At 63.9% G+C, this 20147-nt stretch carries 18 protein-coding genes; 11 read left to right on the forward strand and 7 right to left on the reverse strand.

All coding sequences use genetic code 11. The annotated features are described in order from the left end of the window. Entirely contained in the window at positions 1 to 1455 is a 1455-nt protein-coding gene (locus ACFWEM_RS08020) for an NAD-dependent succinate-semialdehyde dehydrogenase (protein ID WP_378532597.1), read from the forward strand. A gap of 74 nt (positions 1456 to 1529) precedes the next feature. Here the strand turns inward: ACFWEM_RS08020 and ACFWEM_RS08025 are convergent, their stop codons facing one another. Next, positions 1530 to 1856, reverse strand: a complete 327-nt coding sequence (locus ACFWEM_RS08025; protein ID WP_019744757.1) for a chorismate mutase — start codon at positions 1854 to 1856, stop codon at positions 1530 to 1532. 316 nt (positions 1857 to 2172) lie between these two features. On the opposite strand from ACFWEM_RS08025, the gene pcrA reads away from it, so the two are divergent. Continuing rightward, positions 2173 to 4665 carry a DNA helicase PcrA gene (pcrA, locus tag ACFWEM_RS08030; RefSeq protein ID WP_378532599.1) on the forward strand — a complete coding sequence of 831 codons (2493 nt, stop codon included), beginning with the start codon at positions 2173 to 2175 and terminating at the stop codon, positions 4663 to 4665. Positions 4666 to 4741: 76 nt separating this feature from the next. Here the strand turns inward: pcrA and ACFWEM_RS08035 are convergent, their stop codons facing one another. Continuing rightward, positions 4742 to 5764 carry a M23 family metallopeptidase gene (locus ACFWEM_RS08035; protein ID WP_378532601.1) on the reverse strand — a complete coding sequence of 341 codons (1023 nt, stop codon included), beginning with the start codon at positions 5762 to 5764 and terminating at the stop codon, positions 4742 to 4744. Between the two features lie 232 nt (positions 5765 to 5996). Between ACFWEM_RS08035 and ACFWEM_RS08040 the strand changes: the two genes are divergently transcribed. The 3 genes from ACFWEM_RS08040 (at position 5997) to sucD (ending at position 10105) form a co-directional block, all read left to right on the forward strand. Further along, the gene (locus tag ACFWEM_RS08040; RefSeq protein WP_378532603.1) at positions 5997 to 7838 is read left to right on the forward strand and encodes a hypothetical protein; all 1842 of its coding nucleotides are present in this window, start codon (positions 5997 to 5999) and stop codon (positions 7836 to 7838) included. A gap of 179 nt (positions 7839 to 8017) precedes the next feature. Next, a complete protein-coding gene (gene sucC / locus ACFWEM_RS08045) occupies positions 8018 to 9187 on the forward strand; it encodes an ADP-forming succinate--CoA ligase subunit beta (RefSeq protein ID WP_003946426.1) in 1170 nt (389 codons plus the stop codon). A gap of 15 nt (positions 9188 to 9202) precedes the next feature. Beyond that, positions 9203 to 10105 (forward strand): succinate--CoA ligase subunit alpha, encoded by a 903-nt coding sequence (sucD, locus tag ACFWEM_RS08050; protein ID WP_283302108.1) that lies wholly within the window; start codon positions 9203 to 9205, stop codon positions 10103 to 10105. Between the two features lie 42 nt (positions 10106 to 10147). Here the strand turns inward: sucD and ACFWEM_RS08055 are convergent, their stop codons facing one another. Beyond that, positions 10148 to 10783, reverse strand: coding sequence for an IMPACT family protein (locus ACFWEM_RS08055; protein ID WP_378532605.1), 636 nt, complete (start codon positions 10781 to 10783; stop codon positions 10148 to 10150). A gap of 86 nt (positions 10784 to 10869) precedes the next feature. Between ACFWEM_RS08055 and ACFWEM_RS08060 the strand changes: the two genes are divergently transcribed. The 4 genes from ACFWEM_RS08060 to purH all read left to right on the forward strand — a co-directional run bounded on the left by ACFWEM_RS08060 (position 10870) and on the right by purH (position 15875). Then, positions 10870 to 11934, forward strand: coding sequence for a DUF5336 domain-containing protein (locus tag ACFWEM_RS08060; RefSeq protein WP_378532607.1), 1065 nt, complete (start codon positions 10870 to 10872; stop codon positions 11932 to 11934). 121 nt (positions 11935 to 12055) lie between these two features. Then, the gene (locus tag ACFWEM_RS08065) at positions 12056 to 13597 is read left to right on the forward strand and encodes a DUF6350 family protein (RefSeq protein ID WP_378532608.1); all 1542 of its coding nucleotides are present in this window, start codon (positions 12056 to 12058) and stop codon (positions 13595 to 13597) included. Positions 13598 to 13603: 6 nt separating this feature from the next. Further along, on the forward strand, positions 13604 to 14323 hold the full coding sequence (purN, locus tag ACFWEM_RS08070) for a phosphoribosylglycinamide formyltransferase (RefSeq protein ID WP_378532610.1): 720 nt from the start codon (positions 13604 to 13606) through the stop codon (positions 14321 to 14323). After that, positions 14316 to 15875 carry a bifunctional phosphoribosylaminoimidazolecarboxamide formyltransferase/IMP cyclohydrolase gene (purH, locus tag ACFWEM_RS08075; protein WP_003946407.1) on the forward strand — a complete coding sequence of 520 codons (1560 nt, stop codon included), beginning with the start codon at positions 14316 to 14318 and terminating at the stop codon, positions 15873 to 15875. The genes purN and purH overlap by 8 nt, the downstream gene beginning before the upstream one ends. A gap of 97 nt (positions 15876 to 15972) precedes the next feature. Here purH and ACFWEM_RS08080 read toward each other — a convergent pair whose 3' ends face one another. From ACFWEM_RS08080 to ACFWEM_RS08095, 4 genes are all read right to left on the reverse strand, one after another. Then, entirely contained in the window at positions 15973 to 16194 is a 222-nt protein-coding gene (locus ACFWEM_RS08080) for a hypothetical protein (RefSeq protein WP_003946391.1), read from the reverse strand. Between the two features lie 88 nt (positions 16195 to 16282). Continuing rightward, positions 16283 to 16408: a hypothetical protein gene (locus ACFWEM_RS08085; protein ID WP_378532612.1), complete on the reverse strand. Its 126-nt coding sequence runs from the start codon at positions 16406 to 16408 to the stop codon at positions 16283 to 16285. A gap of 236 nt (positions 16409 to 16644) precedes the next feature. After that, complete coding sequence (locus ACFWEM_RS08090; RefSeq protein WP_378532613.1) at positions 16645 to 17613, reverse strand: alpha/beta hydrolase family protein; 969 nt, start codon at positions 17611 to 17613, stop codon at positions 16645 to 16647. A 27-nt stretch (positions 17614 to 17640) separates the two neighbouring features. Beyond that, complete coding sequence (locus ACFWEM_RS08095; protein WP_378532615.1) at positions 17641 to 18213, reverse strand: DUF4126 domain-containing protein; 573 nt, start codon at positions 18211 to 18213, stop codon at positions 17641 to 17643. A gap of 85 nt (positions 18214 to 18298) precedes the next feature. Between ACFWEM_RS08095 and ACFWEM_RS08100 the strand changes: the two genes are divergently transcribed. After that, the gene (locus ACFWEM_RS08100; RefSeq protein WP_378532617.1) at positions 18299 to 18715 is read left to right on the forward strand and encodes a VOC family protein; all 417 of its coding nucleotides are present in this window, start codon (positions 18299 to 18301) and stop codon (positions 18713 to 18715) included. A 54-nt stretch (positions 18716 to 18769) separates the two neighbouring features. Continuing rightward, a complete protein-coding gene (locus ACFWEM_RS08105; RefSeq protein WP_378446415.1) occupies positions 18770 to 20146 on the forward strand; it encodes an ATP-binding protein in 1377 nt (458 codons plus the stop codon). Position 20147 lies beyond the last annotated feature (1 nt).

Genomic DNA, 20147 nt, shown 5'->3' on the forward strand with positions numbered 1-20147 from the left:
ATGGACACATTCGAATTCATTCGATCAGTTCCCACCCAGTTGTTCGTCGGCGGCCGGTTCGTGCCCGCGGAGAACAACGCGACCTTTCCGGTGTCGGATCCGGCGACCGGGAAACCGTTGACCGATGTCGCCGATGCGAGCCCAGCGGACGCGCTGCGCGCCCTCGACGAAGCAGTGGCGGTCTCGCCGAAGTGGGCGAGCACACCTGCGCGCGAGCGTGGGGAAATCCTGCGAGCCGTCTTCGAGAAGATCACCGAGCGCGCCGAGGACGTGGCGCTGCTGATGACCCTCGAAATGGGTAAGGCGCTCGCCGAAAGCCGCGCCGAGGTGAAGTACGGGGCGGAGTTCTTCCGGTGGTTCAGCGAGGAGGCCGTTCGCATCGGCGGGCGCTACACACCGGCGCCGGCGGGCAACGGACGGATCCTCGTCACGAAGGCGCCGGTGGGACCGTGTCTGGCCATCACGCCCTGGAACTTCCCGTTGGCGATGGGCACCCGGAAGATCGGACCGGCCTTGGCTGCCGGATGCACGATCATCGTCAAGCCCGCCTCGGAGACCCCGTTGACGATGCTGCTGCTCGCCCAGCTCATGGCCGAGGCAGGGCTGCCGGACGGTGTCCTCTCGGTGTTGCCGACGTCGAAATCCGGTGAAGTGACCGGCCCGCTCATCGACGACCCGCGACTGCGCAAGCTCACCTTCACCGGGTCCACCGGCGTCGGCAAGATGCTCGTGGAGAAGTCCGCGAAGCGCTTGCTCCGCACGTCGATGGAACTGGGTGGCAACGCGCCCTTCGTCGTGTTCGACGACGCGGACGTCGACAAGGCCGTCGAAGGCGCGGTCCTGGCCAAGCTCCGCAACGGGGGCGAAGCCTGCACTGCCGCCAACCGCTTCCACGTCGCCAACGCGGTGCGTGAAGAGTTCACGACCAAACTGACCGAGAAGATGGCGGCATTCACGATGGGACCGGGGACTGACCCGGAGACCAAGCTCGGGCCGTTGATCAACCAGGATCAGCTCGACACCGTCGCAGAGCTGGTCGCAGACGCGGTGGACGCCGGGGCAAAGGTGCGACTGGGCGGCGAAGCGCCAGGTGGTGAAGGGTACTTCTATCCCGCCACGGTGCTGGCCGACGTTCCGGCGAGCGCACGGATTCTGAAGGAAGAAGTGTTCGGGCCCGTCGCCGCAATCACCGGTTTCGACACCGAAGACGAGGGAATCGCGGCCGCCAACGACACCGAATTCGGATTGGCCGCATACATCTTCACGAAGGATCTCGACCGTGCACTTCGCGTTTCCGACGCTCTGGAATCAGGAATGATCGGCGTCAACCGCGGAGTGATCTCGGACGCGGCAGCGCCGTTCGGTGGTGTGAAGGAATCCGGATTCGGCCGCGAGGGCGGGACCGAGGGGATCGAGGAGTACCTCGACACGAAGTACATCGCGCTCGAGAGCTGATACACACGCGAACGGCCACATCGGGACTGCCAGAGGCATCCGATGTGGCCGTTCGCGAATGATCGGCGTGTGCGCTAGTGGCCCAGGCGTCCTCGGCCCAGACGCAGGAGCAGCATCGCGAGGGTATGGCCTTCCTGGCCGAGCTCGTTGAACCGTTCGAGGACCTTCATCTCCCGGCTGTGCACCAGACGCGGACCACCGGATGCCATCCGGGTGCGGCCGATGATCTGGGAGACCTCGGAGCGGCGTTTGATGGCCGCGAGGATCTCGGCGTCGAGACGGTCGATTTCTTTCCGTAGTTCGTCGATCTCCGCCTCACTCTGGGGGATCTCGACGTCCGTCGGAGCAGTATTTACAGTATTTACAGTATTTCCATTGGGTGCTGCAGCCTGGGTGCTCATTGCTATTCGTCTCCTCTTCCTACTGCGTGGATCGTGGTCTCGGCTCGGGTCGTTACCGATCCAGGCACACTGACGAAAATGCCCCGGATCCGATTCGGACCAGGGGCGGGTGAGCTGTTCAGATCACGTGCACCGAGGTCCGGGGCACGTAAAGTAACGCCACAGCGGACCGACGGGGTCGGCCGCGTTGTCGCGAACGGAAATGCTGAACATAGCGTCCAGTTTGCCATGTTCGACACAAGGAATCCAAGTGCCTCTACCAGCAGGTGGACGCACTGACGACCGTGTCGGTGGACGCCGGTAGCGTGGACAGGCGATGAACACGTACCCAGCACTCGGTGAGCACGACGGACATTCCCATCACGACGGGGGCGGCGCGCGGGGACACGACGCGGGTTCGGACGCCCTCCTCGAGGGACTCAACCCGCAGCAACGCGAGGCTGTGGTCCATACCGGTTCGCCGTTGCTGATCGTCGCGGGTGCCGGCTCGGGCAAGACGGCAGTGCTGACGCGTCGCATCGCCTATCTGCTGGCCGAACGGGGCGTCACTCCCGGCCAGATCCTGGCCATCACCTTCACCAACAAGGCTGCAGCCGAGATGCGTGAGCGTGTGGCCGCGCTTGTCGGACCGCGCGCAAACGCCATGTGGGTATCGACGTTCCACTCGAGTTGTGTTCGCATCCTGCGGGCACAGGCGGCGCTCCTGCCCGGTCTCAACTCGAATTTCTCGATCTACGATTCCGACGACTCGCGTCGACTGCTGACGATGATCTCGAAGGACCTCGAGCTCGACACCAAACGATTCTCCGCGCGGCTTCTCGCCACGCACATCTCCAACCTCAAGAACGAACTCGTCGGACCGGAAGAAGCGGTTGTCGCGGCCGATCAGGATCCGGCGGAACTGCCGCGACTGATCGCCAAGGTCTACGGCCACTACCAACAGCGACTGCGTGCTGCGAACGCACTCGACTTCGACGACCTCATCGGCGAGACCGTTGCGCTCTTGCAGGCGTTTCCGCAGATCGCCGAGTACTACCGTCGCCGCTTCCGTCACGTGCTCGTCGACGAGTACCAGGACACCAACCACGCGCAGTACATGCTGGTGCGTGAACTGGTCGGCGGTGCCGGCGAGTCCGACCACGCGGTTGCCCCGGCAGAGCTGTGTGTCGTCGGTGACGCCGATCAGTCGATCTACGCATTCCGCGGAGCCACCATCCGCAACATCGAAGAGTTCGAACGCGACTACCCGGACGCCCGAACCATCCTGCTCGAACAGAACTACCGTTCGACGCAGAACATCCTCTCGGCGGCCAACTCCGTGATCTCCAAGAACACCGGACGACGAGAAAAGCGCCTGTGGACCGATTCCGGTGAGGGCGAACTGATCGTCGGTTACGTTGCAGACAACGAGCACGACGAAGCATCGTTCGTCGCCTCGGAGATCGATCGCCTGGTGGACCAGGGCGAGACCAAATTCGCCGACATCGCTGTCTTCTACCGGACCAACAACTCCTCACGTGCGCTCGAGGAAATCTTCATCCGACTCGGTGTGCCGTACAAGGTGGTCGGCGGCGTTCGCTTCTACGAGCGCAAGGAAGTTCGGGACATCGTCGCGTACCTGCGAGTCCTCGCCAACGAAGACGACACCGTGAGCCTGCGACGCATTCTCAACACACCACGACGCGGTATCGGTGATCGAGCCGAAGCCTGCGTCGCCGTGCACTCCGAGCACCGCAACATCAGCTTCGCCGCCGCACTGCGCGACGGCGCGGAAGGCAAAGTGGCGCTGCTCAATACGCGTTCACAGAAGGCCATCGCGTCGTTCCTCGAGATGATGGACGGACTGCGGGCCCTGCTGCCGACAGCAGCGGCCGACGAGGACGAACCCTTCGAACTCGGTGACATCGGTGAGGTCGCCGAGGCGGTGCTCGAGCGAACCGGCTATCGCGCCGAACTCGCTGCGAGCAGCGATCCGCAGGACGGCGCTCGGCTCGACAACTTGAACGAACTCGTCAGCGTGGCAAGAGAATTCAGTTCCGACGCACGAAACGCAGCGGGGCTGATAGATCCGGACGACGAGGAAACGGCAGCCATGCGCGAAGGTGAACCCGATCCGGGTTCGCTCGCCGCGTTCCTCGAACGCGTATCGCTTGTCGCCGACGCCGATCAACTACCGGACTCCGACGACGGCGTCGTGACCATGATGACGCTTCACACCGCCAAGGGCCTCGAGTTCCCGGTCGTCTTCGTCACCGGCTGGGAGGACGGACAGTTCCCGCACATGCGTGCCCTCGGCGATCCTGCAGAGCTGTCCGAAGAGCGTCGACTCGCCTACGTCGGCATCACCCGAGCCAGGCAGCGCCTGTACCTGACGCGCGCGATCATGCGTTCGGCATGGGGGCAACCGATCCAGAACCCGGCGTCACGGTTCATCCAGGAGATCCCGGAGGACCTGATCAACTGGCGCCGCGAGGATCCGGGTACCGGTGGTGGATTCGGAAGTGGTAGGCCAGGTTACGGCAGCGGAAGCCGGTACGGCAGCCAGGGCGGCCAGGGTTATGGCGGCGGACAGGGCTATGGGGGTGGGGCAGGCAAGGCTGCGTCGACTCCCAGTTTCGGAGCCGCGCGTGGCCGCAACAACGTTCTGGTCCTCACCACGGGTGATCGCGTCAGTCACGACAAGTACGGTCTGGGGACCGTTCTCGAAACCAAGGGCACCGGACCCACCGCGACGGTCACCATCGACTTCGGTAGCGCGGGCAAGGTGCGGTTGATGCTCATCGGTGGTGTGCCGATGGTCAAGCTGTAGAAGGCAGACAAAAACTTCCGGCCCGCACCTTTTCAGGTGCGGGCCGGAAGTTTTTTCAGAAGTGTCGGGCTTGCGATCAGTCCTGCTCGATACCGAGGCTGATGCCGCGCGAGGCGAGCCAGGGGAGGGGGTCGATCTTGTTCTCGCCGGCGAGGTGAACCTCGAAGTGAAGGTGCGGGCCGGTGGAGAAGCCGCGGTTGCCGACGGTGGCGATCTGGTCGCCGGCCATGACCTGCTGACCGACGGTGACGGTCGAGGTGTCGATGTGGCCGTAGACGGTGATCGTTCCGTCCGCATGCTGCAGGCGGACCCACATGCCGAATCCGGAAGCCGGGCCCGAATCGATGACCTTGCCGTCGGCGACGGCGACGATGGGAGTCCCGATCGGGGCAGCGATGTCGACGCCCGCGTGCAGGGTGCCCCAGCGGGTGCCGAAGTTGGACGTGAAGGTTCCGACTGCGGGCAGAACGAACAGCGGGCGACGGGCAGCGGCTTCGCGTGCGGCGCGCTCGTCACTGAAACGCTGGCCCTTGGCAAGCAGATTGCTGAACTGGGAGAGATCGGTCGGCGCTGCAACGTTGAGGACCTGGGGAGCGTCGGCCTCGGTGGTGGCTGCCGTGGAGGTGGCCGGAGCGAACTGAGCGGCCTGCGGTTCTGCGGTGGTGCCGATCGCGGAGGACTCGTTGGCGAGTGCAACTTCCGAGTGGTCGGCGGAGGAAGGGGAACCGTCGTTGATGACTGCCTGGCCCGCAGCGACAACTGCGCCGGCTGCAACGGCCAGAACGGCGGCGCGGCCCTTGAGGGCGGAAGGAGGGGTGGGGAGTCGGTGGGCACCGCTGCGGCGAACCGGAGATTCGACATCGACTGTCGGTGCGGAGGAGGAGTAAGTCGGAGCGCTGATCACGTCGGACTCGACGAACTCGTGAGAGTCGGATTCTGACGACGTGGAGGATGAATTTCGAATGAACATATCGGTAGAGATCTCAGAACTTTTAGTCTCGGTGTAACGCCTGGCCGAGTGCGTTGGATAAGTGGTCGTGACCTCGTCATCTGCTGGGTTCGAGAACCTACTAGCGGTGAACTGGCTGCGGTGATGCATATGCCGGTTCTCTCCTCGAGTTCGTGATCAGCCCGTGACTTAGACCGACTGACGGTAACGAAATGATTGCGATGGGCGCAAGCCGTAGCGGAAACCTGTCCGATTATGTGACGTGCCTCACAGGTTGACCTGGGAATATGTCGATTCGGGCAAAACGGACGAATCATCTCGTTTCGTGATCAAGCGTGTCACAACGGGATCACCGGTCCACACAGGCACTACCGTCGATCGAGTGTCCACAACACCTGGAACTACGTCGCAGGCGCGTTTCGACGATCCCCGAGTGAAGTCGGGGGCGCCCCTCGCGGCGGCAACCGGATTGCTCGGAGCCCTCGCAGTGGCGGCCGGTCCCGTCGTCGGAGTCGGGAGTGGCCGCGGGATCGATACGACGGGGGCTCTTGCTTCTGCAGCTCTCTTCGCCGCTGTCTGCGTGATCATCGTGCCGCTGGTTGCAGTGCTTGCTTCGAGTCGCAGACCCGCTTTTGCCGGTGGACTCCTGGCAGGTATCGGCGCGGTGTCGCTCGGGGCCGCAATTCTGGACGTCCAGTTGTTCGTCGACGCAATCGATGCAAACCGCTTGGACCTTTTCCGTCCGATATCTGCGGGTTCGATCGATGCAGGTCCGGGTGCCTACCTCGCACTCGTCGGCCACGGCCTCCTTGTCGTGTCCGGCGTCCTCGGGCTCATGGTCGTCCATCGTGAATCTGAACGAGACGGATACGGCAGTGCACGCGCCGCAGAATTCGACGGGCGATCGGTTGGCGGGCGGATCGGTGGGTGGCCGACAGCGCTGCTGATTCTGGCCGCGGTGGTGTTCGTGCTCTCCCTGTTCGGTCCTTCCTTCAGTTCGCAGGATCCGATCTTCCTGGTGAAACCACTCGTCGACTCGGCGGCGGCCACCGCTGTCGGTACGGGATTGGTCGGCGTCGCGGTACTCGTGGCGGTCGCGGCGGCATTGACGTCCATCTCGCTGCCGGTTGGCTGCGGCGCGCTGATCGGTGTCGGTCTCGGCGCGCTGGCAGTCAGCGGCACCAGGGTGGTGGCCGGGTTCGCAGCCGGTGATCGGATCGGGGTCGGATCGGGTTCCGTCGTCGGGGCGCTGGCAGCGGTGGTCATCGTCGTCATCGGAGTTTCAGCGCACTATCTGGCGTCCAGCCGCGAAGCTGACGCGATTCCCGCCGCCAGTGAGGTCCGCGCTCCTGCGAAGACGACGAAGGGGGCACTCAAAGCAGCCATGGTGGCTCAGTCCCGGGCAGCGCAAGCGCGGGTGAACAGACTTCACCGCGTTGCCGGAACCGGCGCGGTTGTCACGGCAGTACTGGCGACCCTGGGCGCGGCCCTTCCGGTCCTGTCGTTGCCGGCGGGCATCCCGGAACCGTCGATTCTTTCGTCTCGAGTTGTCCTGCTCGCCGCTGCCGTACTGCTGCTCGCCGCACTGGGTCTCTTCGTTCCGGGCCGCGCCGCCGTAGTGCGTCCGGCCGTCGGAGTGTTGTGGACAACGGTCGTGATGGGAGTCGCCGCGGTCATGCAGTCGGCAGTCATCGCGACGGACGTACCGGGCGTCGGGTTGGGAGCCGGAGCCTTCGTCCTCTGCGGGGCAGCACTCCTCGCTGCGGCGACGGGACTGCTCGTCTGGTTGGCAGGAAGCGCCGAACGTGAGGACGTCGACACGTCGGTAGGCGGCGGTTCGAGAGGGCTGGTACTTCTGGTCGGTGGGATCGGCGGCGTCGCGGTCCTGATCGGAACGGCGCTTCCGCTCTATCAAGGCGACGCGTACAGGGCGGCGTCAGTTCTGGAGTGGCCGTGGGGAATTGACGTCTGGGGACAACTGCTCGTCGGCGTCGCCGTCGTGATCGCCGCGGTGATCGCTGCGTCTGCGCGGCCGACACAGGGCGTAGTACTGCTGATCGGATCTGCCGTGGCAGCTCTGGTGTACGTCAGTGAGTGGCCGCTCACGTCATCGCGCATATCGGACGCAACGGTGGGGGTGGGTGCGATCACAGCAGCCACGGGCATAGTGTTGCTTCTCGTTGCAGCGTTCTCGAGCGCAAGAATCAGTGAGACTGATGCTTGACAAATTCGGTGTGGCCACCTTGCCGAATCGGTGAGGCGTGCCTCATTGGGCAATTGCGCGTGACTTGGGCCACATAGCATCAATGCGGGCGCAAACCGAACGCGGCAACTGGTTAAAGTCCAGAACAGACCCGCTCCTACCCCTCGAGCGGGTGACAACGCAGACGAGACGGTGAGCAGATGGATCTCTTCGAATACCAGGCGAAGGAACTCTTCGCCAAGCACGGAGTGCCGACTTCGGCTGGACGTGTTACAGACACAGTCGCCGGCGCACGCGAGATTGCCGAAGAAATCGGTAAGCCCGTGATGGTGAAGGCACAGGTCAAGGTAGGCGGCCGCGGCAAGGCCGGTGGCGTCAAGTACTCGCCCGACGTGGATGCCGCAGTGGCAAACGCCGAGGCAATCCTGGGCCTGGACATCAAGGGCCATGTCGTCAAGAAGCTGCTGGTCGCCGAGGCAAGTGACATTGCCGAGGAGTACTACATCTCCTTCCTGCTCGACCGCACCAACCGCACCTACCTGGCCATGTGCTCGGTAGAGGGTGGCGTCGAGATCGAGGTCACCGCCGAGGAGAACCCCGACGCTCTCGCCAAGATCCCCGTCGACGCAGTCAAGGGCGTCGACCTCGCGTTCGCGCGCAGCATCGCCGAGGCAGGAAAGCTGCCCGCAGAGGTGCTCGACGCAGCGGCCGTGACGATCCAGAAGCTGTGGGAGGTCTTCATCGGCGAAGACGCGCTCCTCGTCGAGGTCAACCCCCTCGTTCGCACGCCTGACGATCAGATCCTCGCCCTTGACGGCAAGGTCACCCTGGACGAGAACGCAGCGTTCCGTCAGCCCGGCCACGAGGCATTCGAGGATCGCGACGCTACCGATCCCCTCGAGCTCAAGGCCAAGGAGAACGACCTCAACTACGTCAAGCTCGACGGTGAGGTCGGAATCATCGGCAACGGCGCAGGCCTGGTCATGTCCACCCTGGACGTCGTCGCATACGCCGGCGAGAACCACGGTGGCGTCAAGCCCGCCAACTTCCTCGACATCGGTGGCGGAGCTTCCGCTGCAGTCATGGCTGCCGGCCTCGACGTCATCCTCAACGACGCACAGGTCAAGAGCGTGTTCGTCAACGTCTTCGGCGGCATCACCGCGTGTGACGCAGTTGCCAACGGCATCGTCGGCGCACTGAAGACCCTGGGTGACGAGGCCAACAAGCCGCTCGTCGTTCGCCTGGACGGAAACAACGTCGAAGAGGGTCGCCGCATCCTCGCCGAGGCCAACCACCCGCTGGTCACGGTCGTCGCAACCATGGACGAGGCCGCCGACAAGGCCGCCGAACTCGCTCACGCAGCGAAGTAAGGGACTCACAGAACAATGGCAATCTTCCTCACCAAGGATTCAAAGGTCATCGTCCAGGGCATCACCGGCGGCGAGGGCACCAAGCACACCGCCCTGATGCTCAAGGCCGGCACCCAGGTCGTCGGCGGCGTCAACGCACGCAAGGCCGGCACCACGGTCTCGCACGTTGCTGCTGACGGTTCCCCTGTCGAGCTCCCCGTCTTCGCGACGGTCGAAGAGGCAATCAAGGAGACCGGCGCAGACGTCTCCATCGCGTTCGTCCCCCCGGCCTTCTCGAAGGACGCCATCGTCGAGGCTATCGACGCCGAGATCCCGCTGCTCGTGGTCATCACCGAGGGCATCCCGGTTCAGGACTCCGCTTACGCTTGGGCGTACAACGAGTCCAAGGGCAAGAAGACCCGCATCATCGGACCGAACTGCCCCGGCATCATCACCCCGGGTGAGGCCCTCGTCGGCATCACGCCCGCCAACATTGCAGGCACCGGTCCCATCGGCCTGGTCTCCAAGTCGGGCACCCTGACCTACCAGATGATGTACGAACTCCGTGACTTCGGCTTCTCCACCGCCATCGGTATCGGCGGCGACCCGGTCATCGGCACCACCCACATCGATGCCATCGAGGCATTCGAGAACGATCCCGAGACCAAGGTCATCGTGATGATCGGTGAAATCGGTGGCGACGCCGAAGAGCGTGCAGCCGATTACATCAAGGCCAACGTCACCAAGCCGGTCGTCGGCTACGTGGCAGGCTTCACCGCTCCCGAAGGCAAGACCATGGGCCACGCAGGCGCCATCGTCTCCGGTTCCTCGGGAACGGCTCAGGCCAAGCAGGAAGCTCTCGAAGCTGCAGGCGTGAAGGTCGGCAAGACGCCGTCCGCCACTGCTGCTCTCGCTCGCGAGATCCTTCAGTCCCTGTAAGGGGCTTCGCCCCCGTGCGTGGTTAGGGAGTCTCCGGACTCCTTAACCGCGCACGGTGGTATCGACCCACATCGACCCGGCTGGTTCCAACTGCCCGGCACCGGATGTGATGGATGCGACGACCGATTCGAGATCGTCGGCATCACGGGCGGCGAGTGTCATGACCGCCTTCGATCCGTACGTAGTTCCGAGCACCGAGACGCCCCGCGCTCTCAGTTCTGCTTCCACTCGACCGGCCTCTGAGTGCCGGATCGCCAAAGTGCGCAGGATTTTCCGCTCCCTGGCCACAAGCTCGGCCGAATCGAGAGCCACCGAGACCGCTCCCGAATACGCGCGAACCAATCCGCCGGCGCCGAGCTTGATTCCGCCGAAATAGCGCGTGACGACCACAATCACATCGACCAGATCTCGAGACTTGAGAACCTGAAGCATCGGCACCCCCGCAGTGCCACCCGGTTCGCCGTCGTCGTGTGCACGCTCGACGCGCGAGTTCGCGTCGTATCCGATCACGAAAGCCGAACAATGGTGGCGCGCATCGGGATACAGCGACCTCTGCTCCGCGACGAACTCCATGGCGGCTTCGGGGTCGTCGATCCGGCGAAGCGCGGCGATGAATTTTGAATGCTTCACCTCGGTTTCGACGACATGGTCGGCGCCGGGCGCGAGGGTGAAGGGCATCTGCCCATTGTCTCCCGTCGGTGTTAGCGTGCGAAGTCGAGACACATACGCTGGTAACCATCGAAGACCGTCTACGAGGAGAAGTCATGACGTTCACGCCGCAAGGGCCCAACTTCGGGCCACCGAATCAGCCGGCAGCGGGCGGTGGAACCAAGAATCTCGGATTCATCCTGCTCATCGCCGTCGCGGCGCTCGGCCTGATCAACTTCCTACTCGGTTTTGCGCCCTTCACCACGATCAGTGGAAGCAGCAGTGGAATCGGCAGCGATCTGGACACCAGTTCGAGCTTCTTCGAGTCGAGCATCTACGGCCTCGGGTTCATCTTCGCCGGCGGTGTTGTCGCCGGAATCTCGCTGCTCCCGAAGCAGTCGTATGCAGGCATTGCCGCAGCGCTCTCACTCACGGGTTTCTTCTCTTTGGTGTTCGCAGCGTTCTCGGTCGGTACCAGCGACTACGTAGATATCGGGCTCGGTTGGGGCCTGATCATCGTGCTGATTCTCTCGTTCGTGCAGACCGTCGTCGCAGTTGCGGCGTTGCTGTTCGAGATCGGAATTCTGAAGGCTCCCGCGCCGCGTCCGGTAGCCCAGCAGTACGGTCAGCCGCAGGGCTACGGTCAGCAGCAGGGTCAGCCCCAGGGGCAACAACTGGGTCAGCCCCAGGGCTACGGACAAGGGCAGTACGGCCAGGGCCAGCAGGCTCAGCAGCAGCCTCAGTACCAGCAGAATCCGCAGTACGGGCAGGCGCAGCAGCAGGGATACGGGGGAGCGCACGCCGCCCCCGCCGACCCGACTGCTTCGCAGCAGCCTTACGGACAGAGCGCATCTCCCTACGGTCAGAACCCGGTGCAGAATCCGACGCAGACCCCCACCGACTCGTCGTCGTCCGCAACGACGTCCTCTTACTATCCGCTGACCTCGCAGCCCGGTGGCCAGCCGAACCCGAGTTACTCGTCGGACCAGTTCACCGCTCCGCGTGGTTACGGCCAGCCGTACAACCAGCAGCAGACTGGCTCGACCGAGCAGCCGACGGGCTTCGAGCCGCCCGCTTTCGAAGCACCGACGCCGCCCGCGGAACCTGAGCAGGGCAGCAGCGATTCTGCGGCCGAGACCAAGGTCTTCGGTTCCCAGAACCCTGACGAGCGTCAGCAGTAGTACTTCTTCGTTTCACGAGCATGAATGTGGCCTCCGACCCGCTGCGGGTGGAGGCCACATTCCGTGAGCCCGACGGCGCGCCTGAGTGCGCGGCGCACTATCGAGTGAAACCCTCGAGGGGATGAGTTCTTTGATTGATGGCACCCGGTCCCGTCCCGCGTCCGCACGACCCGGACGCGGTCGTACTGGCGGCGGCCGCGTCGGCGGCGGTCGCCCGGCACCCAACCCGGACCTGGCACGCAAGTTGTTGACTGTCGCGTTCCGGCCGTCGGGCCTGACGATGCTGCTGATCGCGGCCGTTGTTGTGGTCACCTTGGTATCGGCGAGCAGCGATCTGACCGGAACCTTCGGCGCCATTGCCACTACATGGTTGGTCATCCACCAAGTGCCGGCGACTATCAGCGGCGTCCAACTCGGTGTACTGCCACTGCTTCCGACGGCGGTCATGATGTGGGTGGTCGCACGCCGATGCGCGTCGACTGCGGTGCACACCGACTCCCGTGACGACACCCTCCGCCTGGTGGGGGCCGCGGTAGCCGGACCGTTGACGATCACGGCGATCGCGCTCGCAGTGGTCGCCGACGCTTCCGCGGCGATTCCGCTGTCGAGCCCCAACACGTTGGCTGCTTTCGGCTGGGTCGCCGGGATTCACCTGGTCGCCGCATCCGTCGGTGTTGCTGCAGCGCACTGGGATCGCGTCGTCGCCGAGATTCCGCCGTGGGCGTCCGCCGCTGTCCGCCCGGCAACGGCCGCGTCGGCAGCGCTGTTGGCCGCAGGCGCCGTGGCCGTCGTGGTGTCACTGCTCGTGTCGTGGTCGACGGTCGGTGACCTGCTCGCGCGCGGCAACGGGTTTGTCGGCGTTCTGGGATTGACGGTGTTGTCGCTCCTCTATCTACCGAATCTCGTCGTCGGCGCTGCCGCGGTGATGACGGGATCGACGGCCGATTTCGGCAACGTCTCCATCAGTGTGTTCGGCAACATCGGCGGAGATCTGCCACCGCTGCCCCTCCTCGGAGCCATTCCGGAAGGCGTCGCCGGCGGAATCTGGCCGGTCTTGTTGATCGTTCCGGCGGCCGTGGGAGTGATGCTCGGCCGCGATTGCGCTCGACGCATCGTCGGGCAGGACAGTGTGCTCGCGGTGCTGACGGCAGCTGCCGGTGCCGGCGTCGTCATGGCTCTGCTTGCCCTTGCTGCCGGGGGAGACCTCGGGCAGTTCGGCACCGTCGAGGTCCTGTGGTGGGGCTTCGGTCTTCTGACTTTTGCGTGGCTGGGATTGTTCGGAACCGTCTCGGCGCTGTTCTCGATGTGGTTCTCGCATCGCGGACACATGAAGGACGAGGTTGCGCCGCCGGAGGCTGAACCGGCTCGAACATCCGAGCCAGAACTCGCGATCACGGCCGCGGCCACCCCGGAAGAGGCAGACGAGAACACCGACGAAGTGCTCGCCCAGGAATCTGCGGTAGTTGTCACCAAGGTCGTCGAAGCTGAAATCGTCGAGGAATCAGGCGAACCTGTGCAGGTCGTGACAGAGGAAACCGTCGAAATCGAAGTAGTCGACGCCGAAGTTGTCGCGGCACCGGAGACCGACCCCGTTGCCGGACCAGAGACAAAGTCCGGGCCGGAGACCGACCTGCCCTCGAAGCCGCAGGAGTCCAGCGACTAGGCTGTCATGCGGCCGATACTCCGGCCGCATCATCTTCCAGTTCTCAGGAGTAGTGCGCTGACTGCCTCGGCCGACAATCCGCAGCCGACAATGCCCGACAGGGTCCAATTTCGCGACTCGATCGCGCGGGTAGTCGTACTCGCTTCCGGCGCGGGAACCCTGTTGACCTCGCTGATCGATGCTTCGCATGCCGACGGATACCCGGCCGAGATCGTTGCCGTCGGTGTAGATCGTGACTGCCTCGCCGCCGAGCACGCCGCGGATTCGAAGATTCCGTCCTTCAAAGTGTCGATCAAGGCCTACGAAGATCGCGCCACCTGGGACGACGCGCTGACGGCAGCGGTGGCCGAGCACGATCCCGACCTGGTGGTCAGTGCAGGTTTCATGAAGATCCTCGGCCCCACCTTTCTCGCGCGTTTCGGAGGCCGAATCATTAACACTCATCCCGCGTTGCTGCCTGCCTTCCCCGGCGCGCACGCGGTTCCCGACGCTCTGGCGTACGGCGTGAAGGTCACCGGTTCCACGGTGCATCTCGTCGACGGCGGAGTTGATACCGGGCCGATCTTGGCGCAGGAAGCTGTGCCGGTGCATGACGACGACACCGAGTCGTCGTTGCATGAACGCATCAAAATTGTGGAGCGACGGTTGTTGGCGGACGTCATCGCCGCTGTTGCTACGCGCGGAGTGGTTTCCGATGGACGAAAGGCCGTGATCCCCAGTGAGTGAACGCAAGGCTGTGCGCCGTGCACTTGTCAGCGTCTACGACAAGAGTGGTCTGATCGAGCTGGCCACGGGCCTGCACGAGGCCGGTGTCGAGTTGGTCTCGACCGGTTCGACCGCGTCGAAGATCGCCGACGCCGGAATCCCCGTGACCCCGGTCGAGGCTCTGACCGGATTCCCGGAATGCCTCGAAGGCCGTGTGAAGACGCTGCATCCGCGCGTCCACGCTGGCGTTCTCGCCGATACCCGCAAGCCGGATCACCTCGCTCAGCTCGAGGAACTCGGCATCGCGACTTTCGAATTGGTCGTCGTGAACCTGTACCCCTTCACTGAGACGGTTGCCTCGGGCGCGAGCCCGGACGAGTGCGTCGAGCAGATCGACATCGGCGGCCCGTCGATGGTGCGTGCTGCAGCCAAGAACCATCCGTCGGTTGCCGTCGTGGTCGATCCGGCTCGCTACGCCGATGTTCTGACTGCCGTTGCCGGTGGCGGATTCACTCTGCGTGAGCGCACTGTGCTTGCGGCGCAGGCGTTCCAGCACACGGCGTCGTACGACGTCGCTGTTGCGAGCTGGATGACGAGCACGATTGCCGCCGACGAAGACGGTTCGCTGTTCCCGGCCTGGGTCGGTGCCACGTGGAACCGCAGCGCTGTCCTGCGCTACGGCGAGAACCCGCATCAGGACGCCGCACTGTACGAAAACCCCGCAGCGCCTGCAGGTTTGGCTCAGGCAGAGCAGTTGCACGGCAAGGAGATGTCGTACAACAACTACACGGACTCCGACGCCGCGTGGCGCGCAGCGTACGACTTCACGGATCCGGCAGTGGCAATCATCAAGCACGCCAACCCGTGTGGCATCGCCATCGGCACCGACATCGCCGACGCTCACCGCAAAGCGCATGCGTGCGATCCGGTCAGTGCTTTCGGTGGCGTGATCGCAGCCAACCGTGAGGTCACCGTCGAACTGGCCGAGCAGATCGCCGATATCTTCACCGAGGTCGTCATCGCGCCCTCGTACGAAGACGGAGCTGTCGAGGTTCTGCAGCGTAAGAAGAACATTCGCGTTCTGAAAGCTGCCGCTCCGACCGCTACCGGCATCGAACTGCGTCCGATCTCGGGCGGTACTCTGCTCCAGCAGCGCGACGTCCTCGACGCTGACGGGGACAACCCGGCCAACTGGACTCTCGCCAACGGTGAGGCTGCCGATGCCGAGACCCTCGCAGACCTCGAATTTGCTTGGCGCGCCAGCCGTTCGGTGAAGTCCAATGCGATCCTGCTGGCCTCCGGCGGCGCGTCCGTCGGCGTCGGCATGGGCCAGGTCAACCGCGTCGATGCAGCGCATCTTGCTGTTCAGCGCGCCGGTGACCGCGTCGTAGGTTCGGTTGCGGCCTCGGACGCGTTCTTCCCGTTCCCGGACGGTCTGCAGGTACTGCTCAACGCCGGCGTCAAGGCTGTTGTGCAGCCGGGTGGATCGGTTCGTGACAACGAAGTGATTGCTGCGGCCAAAGAAGCCGGCGTCACTCTCTATCTGACCGGTGCGCGTCACTTCGCGCACTGATTCCTGCTTCGCTGGCGGGCCTCGACTTCCTCTTCGTAGGTTGTCGGGGCCCGTTCTGCTTTCAGGTGGCCCGGTTCTTTCAGGCAGCCCGGTTCTTTCAGGCAGCGCTGCTGTGGGTGCCCTGGAGTTCGCGGGGTGAGCCGGTGATGACGACGCGTGAGGCTCCGCGACTGCGGATCTCGCTGATCAGTGCGCCGAGGGTGGCTTCGTGGGCAGCGTCGGAGTGCGAAAGATCCAGGGTGACGGCATATCCGGTGAGGTCACCGGGCAGATCGACATACGGCGGCGCGATGGACAGTTGGTTGACTCGAAGTTTCATCTGGTGCTCCTGCGTGTGAAAGGTAAAAGAAAAGGCACCCGAGGCGTTTGCCCTGGGTGCCCGAGAACGAATCCGGTGAAACTGGGGATCATTCTCGGGGTGCACCGCGCTTGTTGCCCATGTGCTTGGCCGACATTGCGGCCGAAAAAATGTGCTTGTCTGCGGTGCAGCTGCGCCACGAAAGTACGGATACGACGTTCGGGTGTAGCGACATGATGTCCGTTCCTTTCCGTGTGGCGTTGCTGGTTAATGGATGACCGTACAGCACGGATCGAGGGTTCGCACCAATAAAAAGCGCCGCGAACGTAAACACCGGGTGACTTCTGTCCCCGGATTTGCGGGATTGAAAGAGCCTCTGGTGCAGGTCAGGCGTAGAAAGCGAAAGTCCCTCCGCGATGCTTCGCGGAGGGAACTTTCTACCTGAAAAAAGGACGTTCGGTCTGTACGTGATCAGGAGAACGAACGGACCCACGCTGTGAAGGGCTCCGAGAACTCTGCCGAGTACGGAAGCGGCGCGACGTAGTCGGCACCGGTGGACTGTTCGTCGCCGATGTCCTTGAGTACGAAGTTGGCGTTGCGCATCCGCACGGAAGTCAGCGCTGTATGTGAGAGCGCGGCATCCAGTGCTGCGACATCGGCGGGAATGACTTGGATGTCCTTGTCCGAGCAGCTCGTGAGAACCGGCATGCCCGCCGGTAGAGCCGCCACGAGCGCGACCGGGTCCAATGCGTCTTCCTCGGCGAGTGCCTTGGCGTTGGCGTGTACGAGTCCCGCATTCTGCAGCGGCTCGGGCAGGTCATCCGGCACAGTGCCCTCGGATCGCAGCGACTCGACGGCGTCGGCGAGCGCGACGCGCAGTTCGTCAGCTAGTTCGACCGGCAACTGACCGGCGCCGACGACGGCGTCGAGCTGGCGGTGAATCTGCGTCGTGAGTAGATCGAGAAGCCTGACGCTCAGTGGCTCGAGGAGTGCGAGGGCGCTGACTCTGGTGCCCTCCTTCGCAGTGGCGAGAGCCAGTGCGACGACGGCACCGTCGCTGTGTCCGACCACGAACAACCGCTCGGGATCGACACCGGGTTGCCCGGCGAGGTAGTCCAGTCCGTCGGAGGCGGCGTCGACAAAAGTGTTGAAGCCGAGATCGGCGATGTCTTCGATCTCGTAGTCGCCGAGTGCGGTTTCGCCGCTGCCGAGCTTGTCGTAACGCAGGCTTGAAATGCCCTGATTCTCAAGGAGATCCGCGATGAAGCGGAGGGTTCCGATGTCACCTTCGAGGAGCGCGCTGTCGCCGTTGCGATCGGTGGGGCCGCTGCCGGCCAGAATCAGCGCGGCCGGGGCAGGGACGTCGGGTGAGGCGGCCAGGCGAAGACTCCCGTACAGGGTGACGTCGCCGGATTGGAACGAGATCTCGGTGTCGGACATGACGACTTGTCTACCAGGTCCGTACGTTCAGGCGGTGCGCAGACTCCGTACACGGCGCCAGCCGCGCCAACTGAACCACAAGAGTGCGGCGAGCAGCGGAATGATCAGGAACGGCAAGATCATCGCGATCAACGAGGTGAAGAAAGTCAGTACGTCCTCGATGACGGAAACGACAGGATTTGCCAGCCCACCGGTAGTGGCCGTACTGACCGCGCGAGTTCCGGTCTGGGCGGCGCTGAACGTCAAAGCCGTCGGTGCGCCGACGATGATGCCCGCGAGCGCGGCTATCGCAGGATCGAGATGGCTGAAAGCCGCCCAGGCCGCGATCACTCCGGCGATGGGTCCGGTGGCGTTCCCGATCACCGACAACGCGTTGTCCACGAAGGGAATGAGGTCGGCACCCAGTTCGACCACTGCGGCGATCGCCAATGCCACGAGTGCGCCGGTGGATCCGATCCACCGCATCGACTCGCCGACGGTGATCCCGAACAGTTCGAAGTGGACGGCAGCGCTGAGCATCAGCAGGGGCAGGAAGGTTCGCATTCCGGACGCTGCGGCGAGTCCGAGGCCGAGCATGGCCGGCAACACCCAGGTATCCATGGGTGGAGTTTAGGTCTACTGTGCGCCTTTATTAACCGCCGGCGGTTAATAAAGGCGCACAGCAAAGTCTCGGAAAGGACCTTCCATGGCGACAAACCCGCAGCCGATGTTCTTCCTCAACCTGCCCGTCAAGGACCTCGGAAAGGCCACCACCTTCTACGAGTCCCTCGGATACTCCAAGAACACGCAGTTCTCCGACGAGAACGCGTCGTCGATGGTCATCAGTGACACCATCGTCGTGATGTTGTTGGCCGAGCCCTTCTTCAAGACCTTCACCACCAAGGGCATCGCCGACACTTCGACGTCGACGGAAGCGTTGCTCGGTCTCTCGGCCGAGACCCGTGAGGCCGTCGACACCATCGTCGACAAGGCACTCGCGAGCGGCGGTTCCGAGGGAAACGCGACGCAGGATCACGGCTTCATGTACAGCCGCAGCTTCCAGGATCCCGACGGCCACATCTGGGAAATCATCTGGATGAATCCCGAGAACATCGAGGGCTGAGCGACCGAACTTCCTCGGCGAGAGGCGAAACCCCGCAAACACTCGTAGCGTGGAGTGGTGACTGTCGCAAAAACCCTCGGAGAGCTACGCGCCTCCGGACACGTACAGCGAAGTGTCAAAGAAGAACTACGAGAGAATCTTCTCGCCGCGTTGCGGGACGGCCGTGACCCCTGGCCCGGGATAGTCGGGTTCGAGGACACGGTCGCTCCACAACTCGAGCGGGCGCTGATCGCCGGCCACGACGTGGTTCTGCTCGGCGAAAGAGGCCAGGGAAAGACGAGGTTGCTTCGCACTCTCGGGCTCCTGCTCGACGAGTGGACGCCCGTCATCGAAGGCTCGGAACTGGGGGAGCACCCGTACGAGCCGATCACCCCGGCTTCGATACGTCGAGCCAAGGAACTGGGCGACGACCTCCCGATCGCTTGGCGCCACCGCAGCGAGCGGTACTCCGAGAAGTTGGCGACGCCGGATACCTCGGTCGCCGACCTGATCGGCGACGTCGATCCGGTCAAGGTTGCCGAGGGTCGGAGCCTCGGCGATCCGGAGACCATTCACTTCGGTTTGGTGCCCCGCGCGCATCGCGGGATCGTGGCCATCAACGAGCTTCCCGACCTGGCTGAGCGCATCCAGGTTTCGCTGCTCAACGTGATGGAGGAGCGAGACATCCAGGTCCGCGGATACACGCTTCGGCTTCCGTTGGACGTCCTGCTGGTCGCGAGCGCGAACCCGGAGGACTACACCAACCGTGGACGCATCATCACACCGCTCAAGGACCGCTTCGGTGCCGAGATCCGGACTCACTATCCGGTCGAACTGGAGGGCGAGATCGCGGTGATCGAGCAGGAAGCGCATCTGGCCGCCGAGGTGCCCGACTATCTCCTCGAAATTCTTGCCAGATTCACACGCCTGCTTCGTGAATCCACCTCGGTGGACCAGCGATCTGGTGTGTCGGCACGATTTGCCGTCGCCGGCGCAGAAACCGTCAGTGCGGCCGCAGTACGACGCGCGGCGGTGCTCGGCGAAGCTGATCCTGTTGCACGGCCGGTCGATCTCGAGTCCGTGGTCGAGGTTCTTCGCGGCAAGGTGGAGTTCGAATCCGGCGAAGAGGGCCGCGAACTGGAGGTGCTCGAGCACCTGTTGCGTCGCGCGACGGCCGATACCGTTCGGGTGCGTCTCGGCGGAATCGACCTGGGAATGCTGGTTGCTGCTGTGGAGATGGGTAACACGATCGTCACCGGTGAATCTGTCACGGCCAAGGCGTTTCTCGACGAACTTCCGGATCTCGAAGTACTGGACGAAGTAGCCGAACGTCTCGGCGCGCAATCCGACGGTGAGCGTGCCGCGGGTGCCGAACTTGCCCTCGAAGGGCTTTACCTCGCACGCCGGATCTCCAAAGATCAAGGCCCGGGCGGCCGCTCGGTGTATTCGTAAG

This window comes from Rhodococcus sp. NPDC060176, assembly GCF_042728675.1.
In the GTDB taxonomy this organism is placed as follows: domain Bacteria; phylum Actinomycetota; class Actinomycetes; order Mycobacteriales; family Mycobacteriaceae; genus Rhodococcus_F.

What these genes read in the sequence shown, in the direction of transcription:
- sucD (WP_283302108.1), top strand. Translation starts at nt 9,203, where the DNA reads ATGGCAATCTTCCTCACCAAGGATTCAAAGGTCATCGTCCAGGGCATC.
- ACFWEM_RS08060 (WP_378532607.1), top strand. Translation starts at nt 10,870, where the DNA reads ATGACGTTCACGCCGCAAGGGCCCAACTTCGGGCCACCGAATCAGCCG.
- ACFWEM_RS08025 (WP_019744757.1), bottom strand. Translation starts at nt 1,856, where the DNA reads ATGAGCACCCAGGCTGCAGCACCCAATGGAAATACTGTAAATACTGTA.
- pcrA (WP_378532599.1), top strand. Translation starts at nt 2,173, where the DNA reads ATGAACACGTACCCAGCACTCGGTGAGCACGACGGACATTCCCATCAC.
- ACFWEM_RS08035 (WP_378532601.1), bottom strand. Translation starts at nt 5,764, where the DNA reads ATGCATCACCGCAGCCAGTTCACCGCTAGTAGGTTCTCGAACCCAGCA.
- ACFWEM_RS08020 (WP_378532597.1), top strand. Translation starts at nt 1, where the DNA reads ATGGACACATTCGAATTCATTCGATCAGTTCCCACCCAGTTGTTCGTC.
- ACFWEM_RS08055 (WP_378532605.1), bottom strand. Translation starts at nt 10,783, where the DNA reads ATGCCCTTCACCCTCGCGCCCGGCGCCGACCATGTCGTCGAAACCGAG.
- ACFWEM_RS08085 (WP_378532612.1), bottom strand. Translation starts at nt 16,408, where the DNA reads ATGTCGCTACACCCGAACGTCGTATCCGTACTTTCGTGGCGCAGCTGC.
- ACFWEM_RS08080 (WP_003946391.1), bottom strand. Translation starts at nt 16,194, where the DNA reads ATGAAACTTCGAGTCAACCAACTGTCCATCGCGCCGCCGTATGTCGAT.
- purN (WP_378532610.1), top strand. Translation starts at nt 13,604, where the DNA reads ATGCGGCCGATACTCCGGCCGCATCATCTTCCAGTTCTCAGGAGTAGT.
- ACFWEM_RS08065 (WP_378532608.1), top strand. Translation starts at nt 12,056, where the DNA reads ATGAGTTCTTTGATTGATGGCACCCGGTCCCGTCCCGCGTCCGCACGA.
- ACFWEM_RS08090 (WP_378532613.1), bottom strand. Translation starts at nt 17,613, where the DNA reads ATGTCCGACACCGAGATCTCGTTCCAATCCGGCGACGTCACCCTGTAC.
- ACFWEM_RS08100 (WP_378532617.1), top strand. Translation starts at nt 18,299, where the DNA reads ATGGCGACAAACCCGCAGCCGATGTTCTTCCTCAACCTGCCCGTCAAG.
- ACFWEM_RS08095 (WP_378532615.1), bottom strand. Translation starts at nt 18,213, where the DNA reads ATGGATACCTGGGTGTTGCCGGCCATGCTCGGCCTCGGACTCGCCGCA.
- sucC (WP_003946426.1), top strand. Translation starts at nt 8,018, where the DNA reads ATGGATCTCTTCGAATACCAGGCGAAGGAACTCTTCGCCAAGCACGGA.